Annotated in this window: 20 protein-coding genes and 1 tRNA gene; 12 read left to right on the top strand and 9 right to left on the bottom strand. The window is 72.6% G+C overall.

Annotated features, from left to right (window positions below; genetic code table 11):
- Positions 1–6 precede the first annotated feature (6 nt).
- Positions 7–516 (bottom strand): nitroreductase family deazaflavin-dependent oxidoreductase, encoded by a 510-nt coding sequence (locus tag AC1VM9_RS08325; protein ID WP_483122295.1) that lies wholly within the window; start codon positions 514–516, stop codon positions 7–9.
- Between the two features lie 7 nt (positions 517–523).
- On the bottom strand, positions 524–1054 hold the full coding sequence (locus AC1VM9_RS08320; RefSeq protein WP_481347022.1) for a mycothiol transferase: 531 nt from the start codon (positions 1052–1054) through the stop codon (positions 524–526).
- 195 nt (positions 1055–1249) lie between these two features.
- On the opposite strand from AC1VM9_RS08320, the gene AC1VM9_RS08315 reads away from it, so the two are divergent.
- The 4 genes from AC1VM9_RS08315 to AC1VM9_RS08300 all read left to right on the top strand — a co-directional run bounded on the left by AC1VM9_RS08315 (position 1250) and on the right by AC1VM9_RS08300 (position 4966).
- A complete protein-coding gene (locus tag AC1VM9_RS08315; protein WP_481347021.1) occupies positions 1250–2686 on the top strand; it encodes an FAD-binding oxidoreductase in 1437 nt (478 codons plus the stop codon).
- A 77-nt stretch (positions 2687–2763) separates the two neighbouring features.
- Complete coding sequence (locus tag AC1VM9_RS08310) at positions 2764–3996, top strand: cysteine desulfurase-like protein (RefSeq protein WP_481347020.1); 1233 nt, start codon at positions 2764–2766, stop codon at positions 3994–3996.
- A 97-nt stretch (positions 3997–4093) separates the two neighbouring features.
- Complete coding sequence (locus tag AC1VM9_RS08305) at positions 4094–4246, top strand: hypothetical protein (protein ID WP_481347019.1); 153 nt, start codon at positions 4094–4096, stop codon at positions 4244–4246.
- A gap of 6 nt (positions 4247–4252) precedes the next feature.
- Positions 4253–4966 carry a M50 family metallopeptidase gene (locus AC1VM9_RS08300; RefSeq protein ID WP_483122292.1) on the top strand — a complete coding sequence of 238 codons (714 nt, stop codon included), beginning with the start codon at positions 4253–4255 and terminating at the stop codon, positions 4964–4966.
- 4 nt (positions 4967–4970) lie between these two features.
- On the opposite strand, the gene AC1VM9_RS08295 is transcribed toward AC1VM9_RS08300, so the two are convergent.
- The 4 genes from AC1VM9_RS08295 to AC1VM9_RS08280 all read right to left on the bottom strand — a co-directional run bounded on the left by AC1VM9_RS08295 (position 4971) and on the right by AC1VM9_RS08280 (position 8649).
- Positions 4971–5624: an LON peptidase substrate-binding domain-containing protein gene (locus AC1VM9_RS08295; RefSeq protein WP_481347017.1), complete on the bottom strand. Its 654-nt coding sequence runs from the start codon at positions 5622–5624 to the stop codon at positions 4971–4973.
- A gap of 32 nt (positions 5625–5656) precedes the next feature.
- Positions 5657–6583: a serine/threonine-protein kinase gene (locus AC1VM9_RS08290; RefSeq protein ID WP_481347016.1), complete on the bottom strand. Its 927-nt coding sequence runs from the start codon at positions 6581–6583 to the stop codon at positions 5657–5659.
- A gap of 256 nt (positions 6584–6839) precedes the next feature.
- A tRNA-Leu gene (locus tag AC1VM9_RS08285) sits at positions 6840–6922 on the bottom strand.
- Between the two features lie 65 nt (positions 6923–6987).
- Entirely contained in the window at positions 6988–8649 is a 1662-nt protein-coding gene (locus AC1VM9_RS08280) for a MinD/ParA family ATP-binding protein (RefSeq protein WP_483122290.1), read from the bottom strand.
- Between the two features lie 237 nt (positions 8650–8886).
- On the opposite strand from AC1VM9_RS08280, the gene AC1VM9_RS08275 reads away from it, so the two are divergent.
- From AC1VM9_RS08275 to pknB, 7 genes are all read left to right on the top strand, one after another.
- Positions 8887–9669 (top strand): FhaA domain-containing protein, encoded by a 783-nt coding sequence (locus AC1VM9_RS08275; RefSeq protein WP_481343014.1) that lies wholly within the window; start codon positions 8887–8889, stop codon positions 9667–9669.
- A gap of 36 nt (positions 9670–9705) precedes the next feature.
- A complete protein-coding gene (locus AC1VM9_RS08270; protein WP_483122287.1) occupies positions 9706–10323 on the top strand; it encodes an FHA domain-containing protein FhaB/FipA in 618 nt (205 codons plus the stop codon).
- Between the two features lie 4 nt (positions 10324–10327).
- Entirely contained in the window at positions 10328–11779 is a 1452-nt protein-coding gene (locus AC1VM9_RS08265; RefSeq protein WP_483122285.1) for a PP2C family protein-serine/threonine phosphatase, read from the top strand.
- Positions 11780–11795: 16 nt separating this feature from the next.
- Positions 11796–13193 carry an FtsW/RodA/SpoVE family cell cycle protein gene (locus tag AC1VM9_RS08260; RefSeq protein ID WP_481343017.1) on the top strand — a complete coding sequence of 466 codons (1398 nt, stop codon included), beginning with the start codon at positions 11796–11798 and terminating at the stop codon, positions 13191–13193.
- Positions 13190–14650, top strand: coding sequence for a peptidoglycan D,D-transpeptidase FtsI family protein (locus AC1VM9_RS08255; RefSeq protein WP_483122284.1), 1461 nt, complete (start codon positions 13190–13192; stop codon positions 14648–14650). The genes AC1VM9_RS08260 and AC1VM9_RS08255 overlap by 4 nt, the downstream gene beginning before the upstream one ends.
- Positions 14647–15975, top strand: a complete 1329-nt coding sequence (locus AC1VM9_RS08250) for a serine/threonine-protein kinase (RefSeq protein ID WP_483122283.1) — start codon at positions 14647–14649, stop codon at positions 15973–15975. The genes AC1VM9_RS08255 and AC1VM9_RS08250 overlap by 4 nt, the downstream gene beginning before the upstream one ends.
- Before the next feature lie 95 nt (positions 15976–16070).
- Entirely contained in the window at positions 16071–17918 is a 1848-nt protein-coding gene (gene pknB / locus AC1VM9_RS08245) for a Stk1 family PASTA domain-containing Ser/Thr kinase (RefSeq protein WP_483122282.1), read from the top strand.
- A 49-nt stretch (positions 17919–17967) separates the two neighbouring features.
- On the opposite strand, the gene AC1VM9_RS08240 is transcribed toward pknB, so the two are convergent.
- Positions 17968–18597 (bottom strand): aminodeoxychorismate/anthranilate synthase component II, encoded by a 630-nt coding sequence (locus AC1VM9_RS08240; RefSeq protein ID WP_483122280.1) that lies wholly within the window; start codon positions 18595–18597, stop codon positions 17968–17970.
- 83 nt (positions 18598–18680) lie between these two features.
- Positions 18681–19439, bottom strand: coding sequence for a DUF881 domain-containing protein (locus tag AC1VM9_RS08235; RefSeq protein ID WP_481343007.1), 759 nt, complete (start codon positions 19437–19439; stop codon positions 18681–18683).
- A gap of 156 nt (positions 19440–19595) precedes the next feature.
- Here AC1VM9_RS08235 and AC1VM9_RS08230 point away from each other — a divergent pair, with 156 nt between their 5' ends.
- On the top strand, positions 19596–19847 hold the full coding sequence (locus AC1VM9_RS08230; RefSeq protein ID WP_481343006.1) for a cell division protein CrgA: 252 nt from the start codon (positions 19596–19598) through the stop codon (positions 19845–19847).
- A 448-nt stretch (positions 19848–20295) separates the two neighbouring features.
- Here AC1VM9_RS08230 and AC1VM9_RS08225 read toward each other — a convergent pair whose 3' ends face one another.
- Positions 20296–21174, bottom strand: a complete 879-nt coding sequence (locus AC1VM9_RS08225) for a rhomboid family intramembrane serine protease (RefSeq protein ID WP_481345345.1) — start codon at positions 21172–21174, stop codon at positions 20296–20298.
- Positions 21175–21279: the final 105 nt, after the last annotated feature.

Raw genomic sequence — 21279 nt, 5'->3', positions numbered from 1 at the left:
GCCCCGTCAGCCCCGCCGCGTCTCGGAGGCCCGGAGCGGGGCGCCCGCCGGGCTGAACGACACGAACGGCAGCTGCTCGACGAGACGACGCCGCGCCGCCGGCGAGCCGTCGTAGCGCCACCCGGCGAGCGAGGAGAGGTACGGACGCAGGACCGGGCGCAGGAGGGTGTGGCGACGCTCGTACCCGGCGAGCACGTCCGCCGCCTCGTCGACGCCGAGCACCCGGACCGCCGCCGGCCGGGGACCGTGGGCGAACTCGACGCGCGCCGAACCCGCGGCGCTGACGTTGCGGAACCAGTCGGCGCGGCGGCCGTACCCGGCCATGGCGACGGCCTCCCCGGTGGACGGGTCGTACTGCAGCGCCTCGACGACCGCCGTGTACGTGCGCCCGGTGCGCCGCCCGACGTGCTCGACCCTGAGGAAGCGGTGGCCGAGGACCCACCCGAGCCCGTGGTCGTAGAGCGCGTTGGGCGCCGCGTAGACGGTCCGGAGCCAGCGCGGGAGGGGCGTGGCCACCGCGGTCTCAGCGCCGGCGCAGGATCAGCCCGCGCACGTACTCGGCCTGCCCGAGGTGCTTGGCGGCGTCGTCGAGGACCGACACGATCCGCACCCCCACGGTGACGGGAGGGTCCCAGCGAGGGTCGATGACCTCGGCGTAGCGGTCGGCGTCGAGCCCGTCGAGCAGCTGGAGGGTGCGCTCGTGGACGGCGCCCTGGTAGGCCGCGAAGAGGCCGGGGTCGGCGACGGTGAACCGCCCGACGTCGGCGCTGCTCATGCTCCAGCCGTGGGTCTCGGGTGGGTAGGGCAGGCCGAAGCGGTCCATCCAGCCGTCGCCGAGCCAGGCCGAGTCGGTGCCGGCGACGTGGGCCACCTGGTCGTCCTGCTGGCGCGCGAGGTGCCACACGAGCCAGGCGACGTGGTTGGCGTCGGCGTCGGGACGCCAGAGCAGCTCGTCGACGGAGAGCCCGTCGACGACGGCGGGGACGCCCTCCTCGATGCGGCCGAAGCCGTCGACGAGGAGGTCGTGCGCGGTCTTCGTCGTGTCGTCTGCCATCACCCCAGCATGCACCCGGGCACCGACACCGGGGCCGGGACGGCGCGCCCGTCCCCGGTGTCGCGACGCACGGGACGAACCCGGACCTTTCGCTCGGGATGTATCTGGCTCGGGGACTGCGCCTCTGACCCGTCGATGCCCGTCCCGCACGACCCCGCGGGGCGGGCACCCGACACCACATCGAGGAGCCACACCATGACCATCGACATCACCACCCCAGCCGCGGACGTCGCGCGAGCCACGAGCCTCGCCGAGCTGCGCCCGGGTGCGGTCCAGCTTCCCGTCCACCTGCCGGGCGACGCCGGCTACGACGCGGCCCGGCTGCCCTGGAACGTCGCCGTCGACCAGCGTCCGGCCGCGGTCGTCGTCCCGCGCACCGTCGCCGACGTGCAGACCGCCGTCCGTGCGGCCGCAGCCGACGGCCTCCGCGTCGCGGCCCAGAGCACCGGCCACAACGCCGGCCCGCTCGTCGCGCACGGCCTCGAGGACGTCGTCCTCGTGAAGATGCACGAGATGCGCGCCGTCACCGTCGACGCCGTGCGACGCGTCGCACGCGTCGAAGGCGGCGCCATCTGGGTCGACGCCACCGAGCCGGCCGCCGACCACGGGCTCGCCGCCCTGCACGGGAGCTCGCCCGACGTCGGCATCGCCGGGTACACGCTCGGCGGCGGGATCGGCTGGTACGCACGCAAGCTCGGCCTGGCATCGAACAGCGTGACGGCGGTCGAGCTCGTCACCGCAGACGGCGAGCACGTGCGCGCCGACGCGTCGGAGAACCGCGAGTTGTTCTGGGCGCTGCGTGGTGGCGGCGGGAACTTCGGCGTCGTCACGGCGATCGAGTTCCGCCTCCACCCGATCGAGACGGCGTACGCGGGCATGCTGGTGTGGGACGTGCGGCACGCCGACCGCGTCGTGCGCCGGTGGGCCGACTGGGCTTCCGATGCGCCCGACTGCGTCTCGACGTCGCTGCGGCTGCTCAACCTGCCGCCGCTGCCGACGATCCCCGAGCCGCTGCGGGGCCGGTCGCTCGTCGTCGTCGACGGCGCCGTCGTCGGCTGCGACGCGGATGCACGCTCGGTCCTGTCGCTGCTGCGGGGCCTCGGCCCGGAGATCGACACCTTCGACCGCGTGCCGGCTCGTGCGCTGCCCCGCCTCCACATGGACCCGGAGGGCCCGACGCCGGCTGTGTCCGGCTCGACGATGCTCGGTACCCTCACCGACGCGGCGGTCGACACGCTGCTCGAGCAGTCCGGTCCCGACTCGGGCACGTCGCTGCTGTCCACCGAGCTTCGGCAGCTCGGAGGGGCGCTGGCCCGGCCGGTCGAGGGCGGCGGCGCGCTGTCGAGCCTCGACGCGGACCATGCGCTGTTCGCCGTCGGCATCGCTGCGACACCGGAGCTCGCGGCCCGGGGCCGGACCGACGCGGACCGCCTCGTCACGGCGATGCGCCCGTTCGAGTCCGGGCGGACGTACCTCAACTTCGCCGAGGAGCCGACCGACGCCCGGTCGGCGTTCGACGAGCTGACCTGGTTGCAGCTCAAGGGGATCCGGTCGGCGTTCGACCCGGAGAACCGGTTCGTGGCGAACCACCGGGTGCCGCGCCTCTTCGAGGACGGACGCGTCACCGACTGACGCCCCCCGTGGCCGAGAAGACGCCGGCCCCGGATGCTCGAGGTCTCGGGCGTCCGGGGTCGGCCTAGTCTCGGGGCATGCCCTACGACGTCGAGCGCGTCCGCGCGCACTTCCCGGCCCTGCGCGAGGGCGCCGCCCACTTCGACGGCCCGGGTGGCTCCCAGACGCCGGACGTCGTGGCCCAGGCGGTCGCCGCCACGATGACCTCGGCGATCTCCAACCGCGGCGTCGTGACCGCGGCCGAGCGGCGGGCCGACGCGGTGGTGCTCGCCGCGCGGGCGGCGGTCGCCGACCTGCTCGGCGCCGACCCCTCCGGCATCGTCTTCGGTCGCAGCGCCACCGAGCTGACGTTCCACCTGGCGCGGACCCTGTCGGCGTCGTGGGGGCCGGGCGACGAGGTCGTCGTCTCCCGCCTCGACCACGACGCGAACGTCCGCCCATGGGTCCTGGCCGCGCAGTCCCGCGGTGCGACGGTCCGCTGGGTCGAATTCGACCCGGCCACCGGCGAGCTGGACGTGTCGGACGTCGCTGCCGTCGTCGGCGACCGGACCCGGCTCGTGGCCGTCACCGCCGCGTCGAACCTCATCGGCACGCGCCCCGACGTGCCGGCGGTCGCCGAGGTCGCGCACGAGGTCGGGGCCCTGCTCTGGGTCGACGGCGTGCACGCGACGGCGCACGTGGCCACCGACGTGCCGGCCAGCGGCGCGGACTTCTGGGTGTGCTCGCCGTACAAGTTCCTCGGGCCGCACCTCGGCGCGCTCGCAGCCCGACCCGAGCTGCTCGAGACGCTGCGCCCCGCCAAGCTCGTCCCGTCCACCGACACCGTGCCGGAGCGCTTCGAGCTCGGCACGCTGCCGTACGAGCTCCTCGCCGGCACGACGGCCGCGGTCGACTTCCTCGCGACGCTCGACGGTGCGGCCACGGTGACGGCGTCGAGCGGGCGGACGCGTCGTGAGGCGGTCGTCGCGTCGTTCGCCGCCCTCGAGGCGCACGAGGACGCCCTGCTCGCGGTGCTCGAGCAGCGGCTGCGGGCGGTGCCCGGGCTCACGATGTGGAGCAACGCGAAGCGTCGGACGCCGACCCTGCTGTTCACGCTCGAGGGTCATGACCCGCAGGATGTCCGGTTCGCCCTCGCCCAGCGCGGTGTCAACGCGCCCGCCGGCCACTTCTACGCGTGGGAGTGCAGCCACCACCTCGGCCTCGGCGCGGTCGGGGGCGTGCGCGCGGGGCTTGCGCCGTACACGAACGCCGACGACATCGAGCGCCTCGCGCGCGGCGTCGAGGAGGTCGCGTCGTCGGACGCGCGATGACACGCCGCAGCGGGACCGGGACACCCCGGGCGCTCAGCATTGCTCCACGAGGTGAGCCAGCCGGCGCATCAGGCAGGGTGGCTCGTCAGGCGGAGCAATGCTGAGCGCCGCGGGGGTCACCCGTGGCCGCCCGCCCGGCCACGCGACGCGCGGACGGAGCGAGGACGTCGGCGACCCCGGGGCGTGGGCGCGGGCGCGGGATGCCGGCCGGCCCGGCATCGGCATCGGCATCGGCGTCGGCGTCGGCTAGGTTCTCGTGTCCGTGGACCTCCTCGATGCCGTCCGGGACCGCGTCGTGCCGACGGCCGCTGACATCGCGATCGGCACGACGAGCATCCTCGTCGTGCTCGGCATCGCGCTCCTGCTCGTGGCGGTCGCACCACTGTGGCGGGTCGTCCGACTCGTGGTCACCCTGGTCCACGAGCTCGGCCACGCGGTCGTCGGTGTCCTCGTCGGCCGCCGCTTCACCGGGTTCGTCCTGCGCGGGGACATGTCCGGCCATGCCGTGACGCGGGGGCCGGCGCGCGGGCCCGGTCGCGCCGCGTCGACGTGGGCCGGCTACCCGGCACCTGCACTCGTCGGCGCACTCATGGTCTGGGCCGCCGGCCGCGGCTGGTCGGCGCCCCTCGTCACCACCGGCCTGGCCGTGCTCCTGTTCGCGCTGCTCCGCGTGCGCTCGGCGCTGACCGTCGTCGTCATGGTCGTCGTGATCGCCGGGTCGGCGGGGCTGTGGTGGTGGCGGGACGACACCCTCCAACCGCGCGTGCTCGTCGGGCTCGGCGTCGTGCTGCTCGTCGGAGCGTGGCGCCACCTGCTCGCGGTCCTCGCGGACCGCTCGACGGCCAGCGACCCGGCCGTCCTGGCCCAGCTGACCCACGTGCCGCGCGTCCTGTGGAACCTCACCTTCGTGGCCGGGTGCGCCCTCGCGACCTGGGTGGTCGTCGTCGAGCTGTGGACGGCGCTCGCCTGAGGCGTCAGTTGAGGTTCGGTGGCGGTGCCGACGGGTTGGCCACGGCCCCGAGCGTCGCCGCGAACTCCTTCTCGCGACGCACGAGCTCGAGCCCGAGACGCAGCCGCGACTCGGTGTCCACGCACTCGAGCAGGCGCTGGCGGTCGCCGACGTCGAGGCTCACGGTCTGCGGCACGGCGTAGGACAGCAGCCGGTCGTCGCCCGGCATGTCGAGGTCCTTCGCGCCGACCGTCGTCGCGAAGGAGAGCAGCTCGGCGCGCAGCCGGGCCCCGAGCTCGGCCACCGCGACGGCATCGCCCTCGACCTCCTCGAGCCACGTCACCTCGCCCGTCGCGTACGGAGTCCCGGCCGAGGGGTCCACAGCGTCGAGGCGGAACCGCTGCGTGCCCTCGGACACGACGAAGAACCGCTCGTTCTCGAGCGCCGCCGCCTGGGTCAGCAGGGCGCCGCACCCCACCGGGTGCAGGGACACCACGCCGTCGTCGCCGACCTCGTAGCCCTCGCGGATCGCGACGACGCCGAAGACCGGCGAGCGCTGCTGTTGCGCGGCGAGCAGGTCACGCAGCAGCGCGACGTAGCGCGGCTCGAAGATCTGCAGGGGTAGACGCGCTCCGGGTAGGAGCACGGTCCCGAGCGGGAACAGCGGCAGGGTCGCCATCACCCCAGCGTAGGTTCCGGGGCCCGGACGCGTCAGTCCTGCGCGACCACCGGAGTCGGCATCGCCTGCGTGGGCTCGGGCTCCTGGTCCACGACCTGACCCGTGATCGCCTGGGCCAGCCCGAGCGCCAGCCCGACGACCTCGTGGTCGCCGAGGCCGAGGCGGAAGGCGAACGCTGCCGCGTTCGGGGGGCGCAGCTCCGGGTCCTTCTGGAGGCAGTCGGCGATGAGGTCGCGCAGGTCCTGCGGCACCGAGTCGGGCAGTGGCGGCGGCGGCTCGTTGACGTGCGACAGGGCCGTCGCGATCGGGGTGCCCCGGTCGAACGGGCGCCTGCCGGCGAGCATCTCGTGGCCGACGACACCGAGCGCGTACAGGTCGCTCGACCCGGTGGCCGCATGACCGAGCGCCTGCTCGGGGCTGATGTAGTTCGGCGTGCCGAGCATCTCGCCGTGCTGGGTGTGCCCGGACGCGTCGAGAGCGCGGGCGATGCCGAAGTCCGTCAGCTTCACGACGCCGTCGGGACGCACGAGGATGTTGGCGGGCTTGACGTCGCGGTGCACGACCCGGGCCTCATGGGCGACACCGAGCGCGAGCGCCGCCTGGCCGAGGATCGAGCGCACCTCGGTGGGTTCGAGCGGGGCTCGCTCGGCGAGGATCTTCGACAGCGGCTCGCCGTCGACGAGCTCCATGACGAGGTAGGCCAGGCCGTCGTCCTCGCCGTAGTCGAAGACGGTCGCGATGTTGGTGTGCATCAGCGCCGCCGAGTGCACCGCCTCATCACGGAAGCGGAGCGCGAAGAGGCGCTCGTGGTCCGCGTCGGGCCGCATGACCTTGATCGCGACGTGCCGCTGGAGCACGTCGTCGGAGCCCGCCCAGACATCGGCCATGCCGCCGGAGGCGATGCGCCGCTCGAGTCGGTAGCGTGCGCCGAGGACGAACCCTTCGTGCAGACGGTTCATAGGAGATGGCACCCGGGCCTTTCGGACGGAAGGTGCACGTCGTTCGACATCTCAGGGGCCTTCGTCTGCACTCATCGTAAGTGAGGCGCAGACCCGTCTGAGAACTCACGTTCGTGACCGGACAGGTCGCCGGCCCCCGCGCAGCGACCGCGTGGACATACCCACCGCCTTCGGGCTTGAACCACCCGACGGGCCCCGACTCGGCGACGTGCGAAAGGGCCCCGGTTCCGGAGAACTGGGGCCCTTCGTCATCGCGTGCGCGAGGGGGGATTTGAACCCCCACGCCCATAAGGACACTGCCACCTGAAGACAGCGCGTCTGCCGTTCCGCCACTCGCGCGTGACAAGGACACAGTGTGCTGCATCGCCCACCGGATCACCAAACCGGGCGTGCCGGACGGGACGTCATAGGCCGTCGACGACGACCGCGGCCATCTCCATGCAGGCGTCGTGCGTCTTCTTGTTGATCTTCAGCGGGTCCAGGTGCAGGCCCGGCGCGAGCATCGGGTCGTAGGGGATGTCGACGACGGCCCGCACCCACTGCTCGAAGTGCTCGCGGGTGTGGACGCCGGCCCCGATGTCGTTGCCCTTGGCCGACGTGTGCGAGATGACGCAGACGGCGTTGCGGACCAGGTCCCCCCGGCCCATCGCGACGAGCGCGTCGAGGTTCTTCGCCGCGACGACCGACGTGTCGTCCTTGAGCGAGGTGGCGAAGACGAGCAGGTCCGCGCGTGCGGCGGCGGCGAGCCAGTTCGGTGCGAGACGGTTGTTGCCGGTGTCGACGATGATCATCCGGTAGAACCGCGACAGCTGCGTGTGGAGGTCCTCGAACTCCTGCTCGCCGATGATGCGCATCGCCTCGTCGTCGTCGGCCGAGGCCAGGACGTCGAAGGACAGGCCGCGCTGCTCGCGCACCCAGTGCTCGAGCTCGGACGTGCCGGCGTTGGGGTCGCCGGCGATCGTCGGTAGCGCGCCGAGGAGGTCGACGACGGTGCGGTGGTGGCTCTGCGACGGGGCGCGCATGCCGAGGGTGCCCTCGGTCTCGTTGTTGTCCCAGGCCAGGACCGAGCCCGAGCGGTACCGGCCGAGGTAGCTGGCCAGCATGAGGGTGACGAGCGTCTTGCCGCCGCCGCCCTTGGTGTTGATGACCATGATCGTCTTGCGGCCGTTGAGCGGCCGGGCGATGCGGTCGATGCGGTCGCGCTCGAGCAGCTCCTTGGCGCTGGGGCCCAGACCGAACGCCTTGCGCAGGCCCCGGTTGGCCTTGACCTTCTGCCGCTCACCCTTCGAACGGGCCGTGATGAGGTCGTCGGCGCTGGGCCGGTCCGAGCTGCCGGCCCGGTCGACGGGCGTCAGGTCGTGGGTGCGTCCGAGCTCCTCGGCCGCCGCCGCGACGTCCGGGTCGACGGTGGGGGTGGAGGCGTACGCGTCGCGTGCCGCGGTGTGGTCGGTCGTGAAGCGTCCGGTGCGCTCACCGGCGCCCGAGGCCCCCGAACCGCTCGTCGAGGACGACCCGGCGGGCACCCAGCCCGAGTACTCCTCCACTGAGGCGTCGGCGACCTCGGCGTTGTGCTGGAGCGCCTGCCAGTGGCGGGTGGACTCGTCGGCCTCGGTGGTGCCGCTGCCGGAGTCCCACGAGGACCAGCCGTTCGAGGACGTCGAGGACGTCGAGGACGCCGAGCCGCCCGCGGTGTAGCCGCCCGAGGGGGCGGAGTCGTAGGTGGTGTAGTCGCCCTCGTAGGCGGAGAAGTCACCGGCGGCGCTGCTCGACGCACCCGCGGGCGTGGCGTCCGAACCGCCCGAGCCACCCGGAGCGCCGCCCGCGTAGGGGTCGCTCCACGCGTTGCCCGTCGGTAGGTCGGCCGGGCGCGTCTGCTCGGACGCCGCCTCCTCCGACTGCCAGGAGTCGTCGGCCCACGTGGAGGACCACGGGTCGCTCGCGGGCTGCTCGTCCTGCTGGCCCGTCACGACGGGGATGGGCAGCGTGAACCCCCCGGGGACCCGGTTGTTCGAGGAGAAGCCGGGGATCCCCTGGCCCTCGGTGTTTCCGGTCTCGTCGTTGCTCATCGAGCGCTCCTTGCTGGCCTGCCGCGTGCCGGGGCCCGCCGGCGGACCCCACGCGATAGTCCCATGCTTCCGTGACACATCAAACCCACCGATCAAACCCACCGACCACGCGCGCCGCAGGGCCGGCGGGTCCCTCCCGCGTCCCTACCCACCGCCCGTCGGTTGGGGGCCAGCACGGTCGACCCGGTTACGATGAAGCGCCCGGCAGGAAGCGCTCACCACGAAGGAGGAGACGGCGTGGGACTCATCAACCGTGTCGAGCACGGTCTGGCCAAGGCAGTCCACGGCGCCTTCGCGAAGGCGTTCAAGTCCGAGGTGCAGCCCGTCGAGATCGCCTCGGCGATCCGGCGCGCCATGGACGACCGGGCCGCGATCGTCGGCCACGGCAGGGCGATGGTCCCCAACCTCTACACGATCGAGCTGAGCCCGACCGACTACGAGCGCCTCGGCGACTACGAGGACGACCTCACCGACGACCTCGTCGCGGCGGCCCAGGAGCACGCCGACTCGCAGGGCTACCAGCCCGGGGGTCCGCTCGAGGTCGACCTCGTCGAGGGCGAGGGCCTGGAGACCGGCGTCTTCCGCGTCCGGCCCGCCACCGCGAAGCGGGCCGGGGCGGTCGCGGCTCCCCGCGAGGCCGCCCCGGGCCCCCGACCGCAGACGCCGAGCGGCACCATGGTCGAGGAGCCGCCGGTGCAGCGCCCCGGTGCGCGCACCAACCCCTCGGCCCGACCGTGGCTCGACATCAACGGCGACCGGTACCCGCTGCTCGGGGCCCTGACCACGCTCGGCCGCGACGACTCGGCCGACATCGTCGTCGACGACCCGGGCGTCTCCCGCCGGCACAGCGAGGTCCGCGTCACGACCGACGGCCCCCACCTCGTCACCTCGATCCGCGACCTCAACTCCACGAACGGCACCTTCGTCAACGGCGACCGCATCGCGAGCCAACGCCTCCAGGACGGCGACCGCCTGACCCTCGGTCGCACCACCGCGATCTTCCGAGCCGGACGGCGATGACCCCGTGTCGACCCTCCCGACGACCCATGGTGACGCATGAGTGAACTCACCCTGACCCTGCTGCGGCTGGGTCTGCTCGCGCTGCTGTGGATCCTCGTCTTCAGCGTCGTCGGGGTGCTCCGTACCGACATCTACGGCACGTCGGTGAGCCGCCGGACCCAGCGCAAGGCGCTCAAGGCCCAGGAGAAGGCGCAAGAGAAGGAGCGGGCGCGGGCCAGGCCCCAGCCCGCCGCCGTCGGTGGCGCAGCGGCCGGAGCGGCCGGCGTCAGCGCGGCCGGGAGCGCCGCGGCAGCCGCCGGCGCCGGGGGCACAGGGGGAGCGGGCGGTGCGTCGCGCCGGGCCCGGGGTCGCAAGACCGTGCCGACCACCCTCGTCGTCACCGAGGGCCCGCTCGCCGGCACGTCGTTGCCGCTGCGCAGCAGCGGCATCCTCATCGGCCGCAACCCCGAGTGCGCGCTCGTCCTCGACGACGACTACGCGTCGGGCCGGCACTGCCGCATCTACCCCGACCCGGCCCGCGACGGCTGGCTCGTCGAGGACCTCGGCTCGACCAACGGCACGTTCATCGGCCGCGACAAGCTGACCGGCACGCGGCAGGTCGAGGTCGGCACGACCCTGCGCATCGGCAAGACGGTCCTCGAGCTGCGGGGCTGACCGGATGGCCATCGCCCTGCGCTACGCCGCGCGCTCCGACCTCGGTCTGGGACCCAAGTCCCGGAACGAGGACTCCGGCTACGCCGGCCCCAACCTGCTCGTCCTCGCCGACGGCATGGGCGGGCACGCCGCGGGCGACGTCGCCAGCTCGATGATCGTCGGCGAGCTGGCGCCCCTCGACGAGGAGGACGTCACCGCCGACCAGGCCGTGCCGCTGCTCGAGGAGGCGCTGCACTCGGCCAACGCCAAGCTGACGCGGGCCATGCGCGAGAACTCCGACCTCACCGGCATGGGCTCGACGACGATCGTCATGCTGCGCACCGGCAACAAGCTGGCGATGGCCCACATCGGTGACTCGCGCGCGTTCATGCTCCGCGGCGACACGTTCTCGCAGATCACGAAGGACCACTCCTTCGTGCAGCAGCTCATCGACGAGGGCCGCATCTCCCGCGAGGAGGCCGGCACCCACCCGCAGCGCTCCGTCGTCACCCGCGTCATGACCGGCCAGCCCGACGACGAGCCCGACACGTCGCTGCGCGAGGCCAAGATCGGCGACCGCTTCCTGCTGTGCTCCGACGGCCTGTCCGACTTCGTCGGCGCCGACGTCATCGAGGAGATCCTCCGCGAGGCCCGCACCCCCGACGACGCCGCCGACCGGTGCATCGAGGTGGCCCTCAAGGCCAGCACGCGCGACAACGTCACCGTCATCGTCGCCGAGGTCGTCGACGCCGACGGCGACGACCTGCCGGTCACCGTCCCGCAGGTCGTCGGCGCGGCGGCCAGGCGGCTGCCGAACCGCACGCGTGCCATCCCGACGTCCCCCGCCGAGAAGGCCGCCGCGCTCTCCCGGGCCGCCACCGGCCGGGCCGACCACGACGACGAGTCCGGCGTCGAGCTCGCCGAGGGCCCGACGCGCTCGCGCCGTGCCAAGGTCGTGCGTCGGCTCATCGGCGTCCTCGTCGTCGCGGCGATCCTGTGCGGCGGCGGGTACGCGGCGTACGCGTGGTCGCAGAAGCAGTTCTACGTCGCGGTGAGCAACGGGCACGTCGCGATCTTCCGTGGCGTCTCGGCCAGCTCGGCCCCATCGCCCTGTCCCGCGTCGAGAGCGAGTCCGAGGTGCGCGTCAGCGACCTTCCCGCCGACGTGCAGGGCTCGATCGACAACACCATCCCGGCCCGCGACCTCGGCGACGCCGAGGGCAAGGTCGACCGCCTCCGCGGCGAGGCGATGCGCTGCCAGCACCTGGCCGTCACCGGCACGCCGTGCGGCACCACCCCGCAGCCGACGCCGACGACGACACCGACACCGACACCGACGCCGAGCACCTCCACCCCGACGACGCCCACGCCGACGACGCCGCACCCGTCGACGCCGGCGCCGCGTCCGTCGACGACCGCGAAGCCTGCGGCGCTGCCGGCCTCGTCCGCGCCGCCGGCGATGTGGTCCGCGGCGGTGACGACGGGGGTGCCGGCATGACGACGACCGTCGAGCCACTGACCCCCCGCACCCGCCGCAACGCCGAGCTGGGACTGCTCGTTCTCGCCGTCGGCATCGTGCTGCTGGCGTGGGTCACCACCGACCTCAACCGCAACGGCACGGTGCCGGCCAACATCATCCCGGTGGCCGGCGGGTTCACGGTGCTGGCCCTGGCCGTGCACCTCGTCCTGCGGTGGAAGGCCGCCTACGCCGACCCGGTGCTGCTGCCCATCGTGACGGTCCTCAACGGCCTCGGCCTCGTCATGATCCACCGGCTCGACCTGGCCCGCGACAAGCTCGGCACCGACGGTGACGCCTACCGCCAGATCATCTGGACGACCTTCGCCGTCGTCCTCGCCGTCGCCGTCATCATCGTGCTGCGCGACCACCGCCTCCTGCGCCGCTACACCTACGTGTCGATGGCGGCCGGCTTCGTGCTGCTGCTGTCGCCGCTCGTGCCGGGGCTCGGGCGGTCGATCAACGGCTCGCAGATCTGGATCTCCATCGGGCCGATGAACTTCCAGCCCGGCGAGTTCGCCAAGATCGCCCTCGCCGTCTTCTTCGCCGGCTACCTCGTCCAGACCCGCGACGTGCTCTCGCTGGCGGGCCGGAAGGTCCTCGGGTTCACCTTCCCGCGCGGTCGCGACCTCGGCCCCATCCTCGTGGCCTGGGTGCTGGCGCTGCTCATCCTCGTCTTCGAGAAGGACCTCGGTTCGGCGCTGCTCTTCTTCGGGCTCTTCGTCGCGATGCTCTACGTCGCGACCGAGCGCACGTCGTGGATCGCCATCGGCCTGCTCCTGTTCGCGGCGGCGGTGGCGTTCGCGCTCTCGGCGTTCTCGCACTTCCAGAAGCGCGTCGACCTCTGGATGGACCCGTTCTCGTCGCAGAACCTCGAGCTGTCGAACCAGCTGGCCAACGGCGTGTGGGGCATGGCTGCCGGTGGCCTCACCGGCACCGGGCTCGGTGCAGGACGGCCGTGGCTGACCTCGTTCGCCGAGAGCGACTTCATCTTCCCCAGCCTCGGCGAGGAGCTCGGCCTCTTCGGCACGCTCGCCATCCTCGTCCTCTACATCCTCTTCTGCGAGCGCGGCGTTCGCACCGCCCTCGGGGTCCGCGACGGCTTCGGCAAGCTGCTCGCGATCGGGCTCGCGTTCTCCGTCGCGTTCCAGGTCTTCATCGTCATCGGCGGCGTCACCCGCGTCATCCCGCTGACCGGCCTGACGACGCCGTTCATGTCCCTCGGTGGTTCCTCGCTGCTCGCCAACTGGGTCATCACCGCGCTGCTGCTGCGCATCTCGGACCAGGCCCGCCGCCCGATGCCGGAGATGCCGGTCGGCGTCGCGGCCGACGAGCCCGCACCGGCCGAGGTCACCCAGGTGGTGAGGATGCCGTGAACACCCCGATCCGACGCCTGTCCCTGCTCATGGCGGCACTGTTCGCGGCACTGCTCGTCTCCTCGACGCTGATCCAGTTCGTCCAGGCCAAGTCGCTCGGGGCGATGGCGGCCAACAAGCGGACGCTGCTCGACAGCTACTCGCGCGAGCGCGGGTCGATCGTCGTCGGCGGCGAGGCCGTCGCGAAGTCGGTCCCCGTCGACGACCAGTACAAGTTCCTGCGCCAGTACCCCCAGGGCGACCTGTACGCGCAGATCACCGGCTTCTACTCCTACGTCGTCGGCGCGCCGTACGGTCTCGAGCACGCGTCCGACGACCTGCTCTCGGGCGACTCCGACACCCTCTTCGTCCGCCGCGTCACCGACCTCATCACGGGGCGCAAGACCGCCGGCGCGACGCTCGAGCTGACCATCGACCCCAAGGCGCAGAAGGCCGCCGACGACGCGCTCGGCAAGAGCAAGGGCGCCGTCGTCGCGCTCGACCCGAAGACCGGCGCGATCCTGGCGATGGTCAGCCACCCGCAGTACGACCCCAACCCGCTGTCGAGCCACGACCTGACCAAGGCCTCCAAGGCATGGCAGCGCCTGGCGAGCGACGCCGACAAGAGCTACGTCAACCGTGCGGTGAGCAGCCTCTACCCGCCCGGCTCGACGTTCAAGGTCGTCACCGCGGCCGCGGCCCTCGAGAACGGGGTGGCCACGGACGAGAACTCGAAGGTGCCGGGTCCCGCCGAGCTCGACCTGCCGTTGACGAGCACCAACCTGCCGAACGAGACCGGTCAGCCGTGCGGCCCGAACAACGAGACCACGCTCATCCACGCGCTCGAGATCTCGTGCAACACGGCCTTCGGCTCGCTCGGTCTCGAGCTCGGCGCCGAGAAGCTGCGCGCCCAGGCGGCCAAGTTCGGCTTCGGCGACTCCCTCCAGGTGCCGCTGCGCGTCGCGACGAGCTCGGTCCCGGCCGACATGAACGAGCCGCAGTCGGCGCAGGCGGCCATCGGCCAGTACGACGTCAAGACGACGCCGCTCCAGATGGCGATGGTCGCGGCCGGCATCGCCAACGGGGGCCGCGTCATGACTCCCTACCTCATCGACTCGGTCCGCAGCGCCAACCTCGACGTCATCTCCTCGACGCCGGAACCGACCGAGCTCTCGCAGGCGGTCTCCGAGCAGACGGCGTCGATCCTGACGAAGATGATGGTCTCGGTCGTGGACCACGGCAGCGGCGCGCGGGCACAGATCGACGGCGTCCGGGTGGCCGGCAAGACCGGGACGGCCCAGCACGAGAAGGGCAAGCCGCCGCACGCCTGGTTCATCAGCTTCGCCCCGGCCGACGACCCGAAGGTCGCCGTGGCGGTCGTCGTCGAGGACGGCGGCGTGACGGGCAGCGAGATCGGTGGCGGACGGGTCGCCGCCCCGATCGCCAAGGACGTCATGGAGGCGGTGCTCGGCCGATGACGATCCTCGCGCCCGGCGACGCGCTGGGCCACCGCTACACGCTGGACACGAGCATCGCGTCCGGCGGCATGGGTGACGTGTGGGAGGCCACGGACCGCGTCCTGCAACGGCCGGTCGCGGTCAAGGTGCTGCGCCCGGCCGACCCGGAGGACACGACGTTCGCCGACCGGTTTCGCGACGAGGCGCGCGGCAGCGCCGCCCTGCACCACCCGAACATCGCCGCGGTGTACGACTACGGCGAGGAGGACGACGTCTCCTACCTCGTCATGGAGCTCGTCCCGGGACGCACCCTCGGCGAGCTGATCCGCGACAGCGACGGTGGCCTGGCGCCCGAGCAGGTCCGCTCCATCCTCGGCCAGGCGGCCCTCGCCCTGTCGGCCGCGCACGAGGCCGGCGTCGTGCACCGTGACGTCAAGCCGGCCAACATCATCGTCACCGCCGAGGGCCAGGCGAAGCTCACCGACTTCGGCATCGCGCGCATCGGCAACGGCTCGGGGCACACGCGCGCCGGTGAGGTGCTCGGCACACCCGACTACATCAGCCCCGAGCAGGCGACGGGCGAGCCGGCGACCGCCGCGAGCGACATCTACTCCCTCGGCATCGTGGCCCACGAGATGCTGACCGGCCGCAAGCCGTTCGACATGGGCACCCCGGTCGCGACGGCCCTGGCCCAGGTCAACGACCCGCCCCCGCCGCTGCCCGACTCCGTGCCACGCGACCTGCGCGACATCGTCGTCGCGTGCCTGGCCAAGCGGCCCGAGGACCGTCCCGGCTCCGCGGGCGAGGTGGCCGCGGCCGTCGGCGTCCCGCTCGGGGCGCTGCCCGGCGTCACCCCGCCACCGGTCGCCGGCACCGACCCGACGGTGCCGCTGGCCGCGCTCGACGCCACCCGGGCCTTCACCGCCATGCACGCGCCCACGGAGGCGTCGGCAGCAGGAGCCGCGGCGGCCCTCGCCAGCCCGCCTGAGGCGGCCACCCCGCGGGGTGACCCGCCCCGGCACTCGCGTCGCCAGGACCGCGAGCGCCCCCGACGCCGGTCACGATGGGCCTGGCTCGCCGTCCCCCTCGTCGCCCTCGTCGCCTGGGGTGCCTTCGTCCTGGGTGACCGGGCCGGCCGGGCCCCCGACCAGGCACCACCGACGCCCGCCGTCACGAGCACCGAGGCGGCGAACGGCGCAGCCACCCGCACGCCGGCCACGCCGACGACCAGCCGGCCCACGAGCACGACGCCGACGAGGGCGACGACCACGAGCACGACGGACATCGCGCCGCCGGCCACGCCGTCCGGCCACGGCAAGGGCAAGGGCAAGGGGAAGGGCAAGTGAGCATGAGCGACCGGCCCCACGACAGCGCACGACGAGCGGACGACGATGACCCATCATTCGATGACGCAGCACACGACCGAGCGAGGGCGAACAACGTGACCACGACCCCCCGCGTCCTCGGGGGACGCTACGAAGTCGGCGAGCTCATCGGCCGTGGTGGGATGGCCGACGTCCACGTCGGGCACGACACCCGCCTCGGGCGCACCGTCGCCATCAAGATGCTGCGCTCGGACCTCGCCCGGGACCCGAACTTCCTCATGCGCTTCCGCCGCGAGGCCCAGTCCGCCGCGGGCCTCAACCACCCCTCGATCGTCGCGATCTTCGACTCCGGCGAGGACGACACGTACATCGAGGGCCCCAACGGCACGCGGACGCACCTGCCCTACATCGTCATGGAGTACGTCGACGGCCAGACCCTGCGCCAGAAGCTGAGCGAGCACCGCCAGCTCGACCCGGGCGAGGCCATCCGGGTCACCGAGGGTGTCCTCGACGCGCTGGCCTACAGCCACCGGATGGGCATCGTCCACCGCGACATCAAGCCCGCCAACGTCATGATCACGGACGCCGGCACGGTCAAGGTCATGGACTTCGGCATCGCGCGTGCCGTCGCCGACACCGCGGCGACGATGACCCAGACGCAGTCGGTCGTCGGCACCGCGCAGTACCTCTCGCCGGAGCAGGCCCAGGGCCAGACGGTCGACGCCCGCTCCGACCTCTACTCGACCGGCTGCATGCTCTTCGAGCTGCTGACCGGGCGCCCGCCGTTCACCGGTGACTCACCGGTCGCCATCGCCTACCAGCACGTCGGCGAGCTGCCGCAGCCGCCGAGCGTCTGGAACGACGCCGTCGGCGGCGACCTCGACGCGGTGACGCTCCACGCGCTGGAGAAGGACCGCGACGCCCGCTACCAGGACGCGAACGCCTTCCGCGCGGACCTCGAGAACGTCCGGCTGGGGCGTCCGATCAGCGCGGCAGCCCTCGGCACCGGAGCCGCGGTCGGTGCCGCGGCGACCCAGACCCTCCCGGCGTCGTACGCCACGCCGGGCACCCCGACCGCCGTGCAGGCGCCCGTGGCGCAGCGGACCCGCTACGAGAACACGGCCGGGCTGCCGGCCGTCGGGCACGACGAGGACGAGGAGCGCAGGGGGCACAAGGGCCGGGCGGCGCTCATCACGGTCCTCGCGCTCCTCCTGCTCGGGCTCATCGGCTGGCTCGCGGTGACCTGGTTCGGCAACCAGCAGCCCGACGTCAAGATGGTGGCGGTGCCCTCGATCGTCAACCTGCAGGAGTCCCAGGCCACCCAGGCCCTCGCGACGAGCAACCTCCGCGGCGAGAAGTCGTCGGCACCCAGCACGACGGTGGCTGAGGGCCGGGTCATCAGCCAGGACCCCAAGGCCGGTGGGCAGGTCGCCGAGCAGTCGGTGATCCGGTTCGTCGTGTCGACCGGGCCCGAGAGCGTGCAGGTGCCCGACGTCACCGGCATGAAGAAGGACGACGCCCAGGCCGAGCTGGAGAAGCAGGGGTTCATCGTCGCCAAGTTCGTCGAGGAGAACACGCCCGACCAGGACAAGAACAAGGTGACCAAGACCGACCCGCCGGCCAACTCGACGGTGGCGGCCGGCTCGGACATCACGATCTACTACGCGACCGGCAACGTGCAGGTGCCGGACGACCTCGTCGGCAAGGACTGGACGCAGGCGGTCATCGCACTGCAGAACGCCGGCCTCAACCCGAAGAAGGAGCCGGTCGACTCCGACAAGCCGGCCGACCAGGTCCTCGACGTCGAGAAGGGCGGCGACGTCGTCAAGGCCGGCTCGACGATCACCGTCAAGGTGGCGAAGACCCCGACGCCGCAGCCGTCGACGACGACCGTCACGGTGCCGCCGCCGACGACACCCCCGACGACGGCGGGCACGACCACCGGGGGACCGCTCCTGCCCTGAGACGCCACGTGAGAAAGGGGCCCCTCCGATCGCCGGAGGGGCCCCTTTCTCACACCGCGGGGGTGACGAGGGGACTGAGTCCCACCGAGCGGGCGACCGCGTCGCCGTCGCCGCACATGGCGAGGAAGTTGGCGAGCATCCGGTGCCCGCCCTCGGTGAGCACGCTCTCCGGGTGGAACTGGACGCCGTGCAACGGCAGGTCGCGGTGCCGCACCGCCATGACCACCCCGGAGTCCGTGTGCGCGGTGGCGACGAGCTCGTCGGGCAGCGTCGACGGGTCGATCGTCAGGGAGTGGTAGCGCGTCGCCGTGAACGGCGAGGGCAGCCCCTCGAGGACGCCGGTGCCGTCGTGGTGGACGAGGGACGTCTTGCCGTGGAGCAGCTCGGGCGCACGGTCGACCGTGGCGCCGGCGACGACGCCGAGCGCCTGGTGGCCGAGGCAGACCCCGAACATCGGCGTGCCGATGCGAGCGCACTCGCGGATGAGCTCCATCGAGACGCCGGCCGCTTCGGGCGTGCCCGGGCCGGGCGAGACGAGCACGCCGTCGTAGTCGGCGGCCTCGCGGGCCTCGACGGCGTCGTTGCGCACGACGTGGCACTCGGCGCCGAGCTGCTCGAGGTAGCCGACGATCGTGTAGACGAAGCTGTCGTAGTTGTCGACGACGAGGATGCGGGTCATGCGGGCCTCACGGGATGCTGCGGGACGGGTCGAGATGGCTCGGGTCGAGGTGGCTCGGGTCGATGGGCGCGCGCCGAGCGTGCTCAGCGGATCGGCGACGCGTACTGGAGGTCGACCGTTCCCGAGTATGCCGGGAACTCCTCGGCGGCGTGAGTCTGCACCCCGTAGCCGAGACCGACGGCGTCGACGTACTGCCGGTAGATCTGCACGGTCTGGTCGTTGTCGAGGCCGAGCTGCAGCGCCTGGACGTCACCGATCGCCTTGATCCGGTAGGGCGGCGAGTAGACGCGGCCCTGGAGGATGAGGGTGTTGCCGACGCACCGGACCGCGCTCGTGGAGATGACCCGCTGGTCCTGGATCATCATCGCCTCGGCGCCGGACCGCCAGAGCGCGTTGACGACGCCCTGGACGTCCTGCTGGTGCACGACGATGTCGTCCGGGGTGAACCCGTCGGGCAGCGAGTCGGCGCTGCGGTGCGCGTCGTCGAGCGTGACCTCGATGGCGGGACCGGTGACCTTGGTGTCGGCAGCCGCCACCGCGAGGTCGTCCCCCTTGGCGCTCAGGCTCGACAGGCGCTGGTCGAAGGGTGCGCTGGCCTTGGACAGCGCGTCGACCTCCTTCTGGAGGGTGTCGAGCTCGGCGGCCTTCTCGGCGACCCGGGCGTCGCCGGCCATGATGAGCTGCGGAAGGTCGCGATCGGCCCTCAGGTCCTGGCCCTGGGCGGCGACGAAGCTCATCGAGAACATGATCCCGGCGACCGCGGTGATGACGGGGACGAGCGGGCGCCACGTGGGTCGCGGACGCCGACGCGGCTGCGGGGCGGTCACCGGCTCGTCGGTCATGACTGGGTCCTCCACGGGCGCGGACGGTCCGCACCACGCCGACATTCTGCCTGACCGCGACGGGGCGAGCGCGCTCGGTCGAGCGCTGTCACGGGGTCACCGCAGCTGGTCGTCGCACGGACTACGCTGGGCCGCACACGACCCAAGGAGACAGCAGTGCCCGAGTCCAGAGGCCGCGACCACAAGGCGACCCCCTACACCCCGCCGCAGAAGAGCAAGGCGGCCGAGCCCAACCCGTCGTGGTGGGCCCCCGTCTTCATCACCCTGCTCGTCGTCGGACTGCTGTGGATCGTCGTGTACTACGTGACCGAGTACAAGTACCCGGTGGGGTCGCTCGGCGTGTGGAACCTCGGCGTGGGCTTCGTCCTGCTCATGGCCGGCTTCATCATGACGATGCGCTGGCGCTGACGCCTCGGCGTATCCCGCCACCGCGGCCACGCCGCGTCGGACCACTCACGGCCCGTCCCCGACTCCTCGGGGGCGGGCCGTTCGACGTGCACCCGGTGCCGAGGTCGGGCGCGGGCCATCCACGCCCCCGTCCACACCCGCCCACATCGCATGGACACCTTTTCCACAGAGTTGTCCCCAGCTGGGGACGAATGACAGGGGTGTAACTAGATCCACAGGCTTTTCCACAACGGTGGACAACTCGGCATGGGGACAACTGTGGATGCCGTGCGTGGGCGCGGTGTGGACCACGCCGTCCACAGCCTGTGGATGCTGTGTGCAAGGACGCGGCCCGCCCGCTGACCGACCGTCGAGGCCGAGGTCGGGCCGTGGCCGGGGGCAGCGCTGTGGAGAACCTCCCGGTGACGGACCGGTGCACCGGTGGACCGGTGGACCGGGCGTCGGGCCGTCAGTCGCTGAAGGAGCGCGAGTCGATCATCCGGACGACGTCCGGCAGCGACAGGTACTTGGCCAGGGCGACGACGACGACGAAAGCGAGGACGCCGCCGAGGGCGAGCCACACGAGGTGGCGCACGCGCTGGCGTCGGAACACGACGATGACGGCCGCGCAGAGGAGCCCCGTGACGAGGCCGCCGAGGTGGGCCTGCCAGGCGATGCCGGGGTAGATGAAGCCGAAGGCGGCGTTGATGGCGATCGTCGCGTACATCGCCGTGGACGAGCGACCGAGGTGCCGGTTGAGCACGAGCAGGGCACCGAAGAGACCGAAGATCGCGCCCGAGGCGCCGACGACCTGGGTGATCCAGGCCGGGTCCTGACCGGCCTGGAGCCCCTCGATCGTCGGTGACCCGGCGAGGAGCGCGACGCCGACCTGGCCGCCGACGCCGCTGATGAGGTAGAGGGCGGCGAAGCGGGCTCGACCGAGCAGCGGCTCGAGGTACTGGCCCAGGCTCCACAGCGCGAACATGTTGAGCAGGATGTGGAAGATCGTCGCCGGTGAGTGGAGGAAGGCCGCTGTGACGAACCGCCACGGCTCGGTCCATCCGAGGGCCGGCACGAAGGCGAAGTCGCGGGTCACCGACGGGTCGGCGCGCTGGAGCAGGTAGACGACCGCACAGACCGCGACGATCGCGTAGGTGACGACGGGCGTGCCGTCGGTGGCGCGCCCGCCGAAGACGGTGCGCGCGCCCGGCACGGTGCGGGAGGCCTCACGGACGCAGTCGACGCACTGGATGCCGACCGCCGCCGGGCGCTGGCACTGGGGGCACGCGGGGCGTCCGCAGCGTTGGCAGCGGACGTACGCCTCCCGGTCGGGGTGGCGTGGACACACGGACGGACCGGCAGCTGGCTGCGGCACCCCGGCTTCGGGAGGTGGGCCAGTCAGGTTGTCGGACAACGGGATTCCCCCTGCCGGTCTCGTCCGTGCGGTGGCTGG

Source organism: Monashia sp. HAY1-11D, from assembly GCF_056868035.1.
Note: the sequence above shows the minus strand (reverse complement) of the source record. Positions and strands in the feature narration are given on the sequence as shown.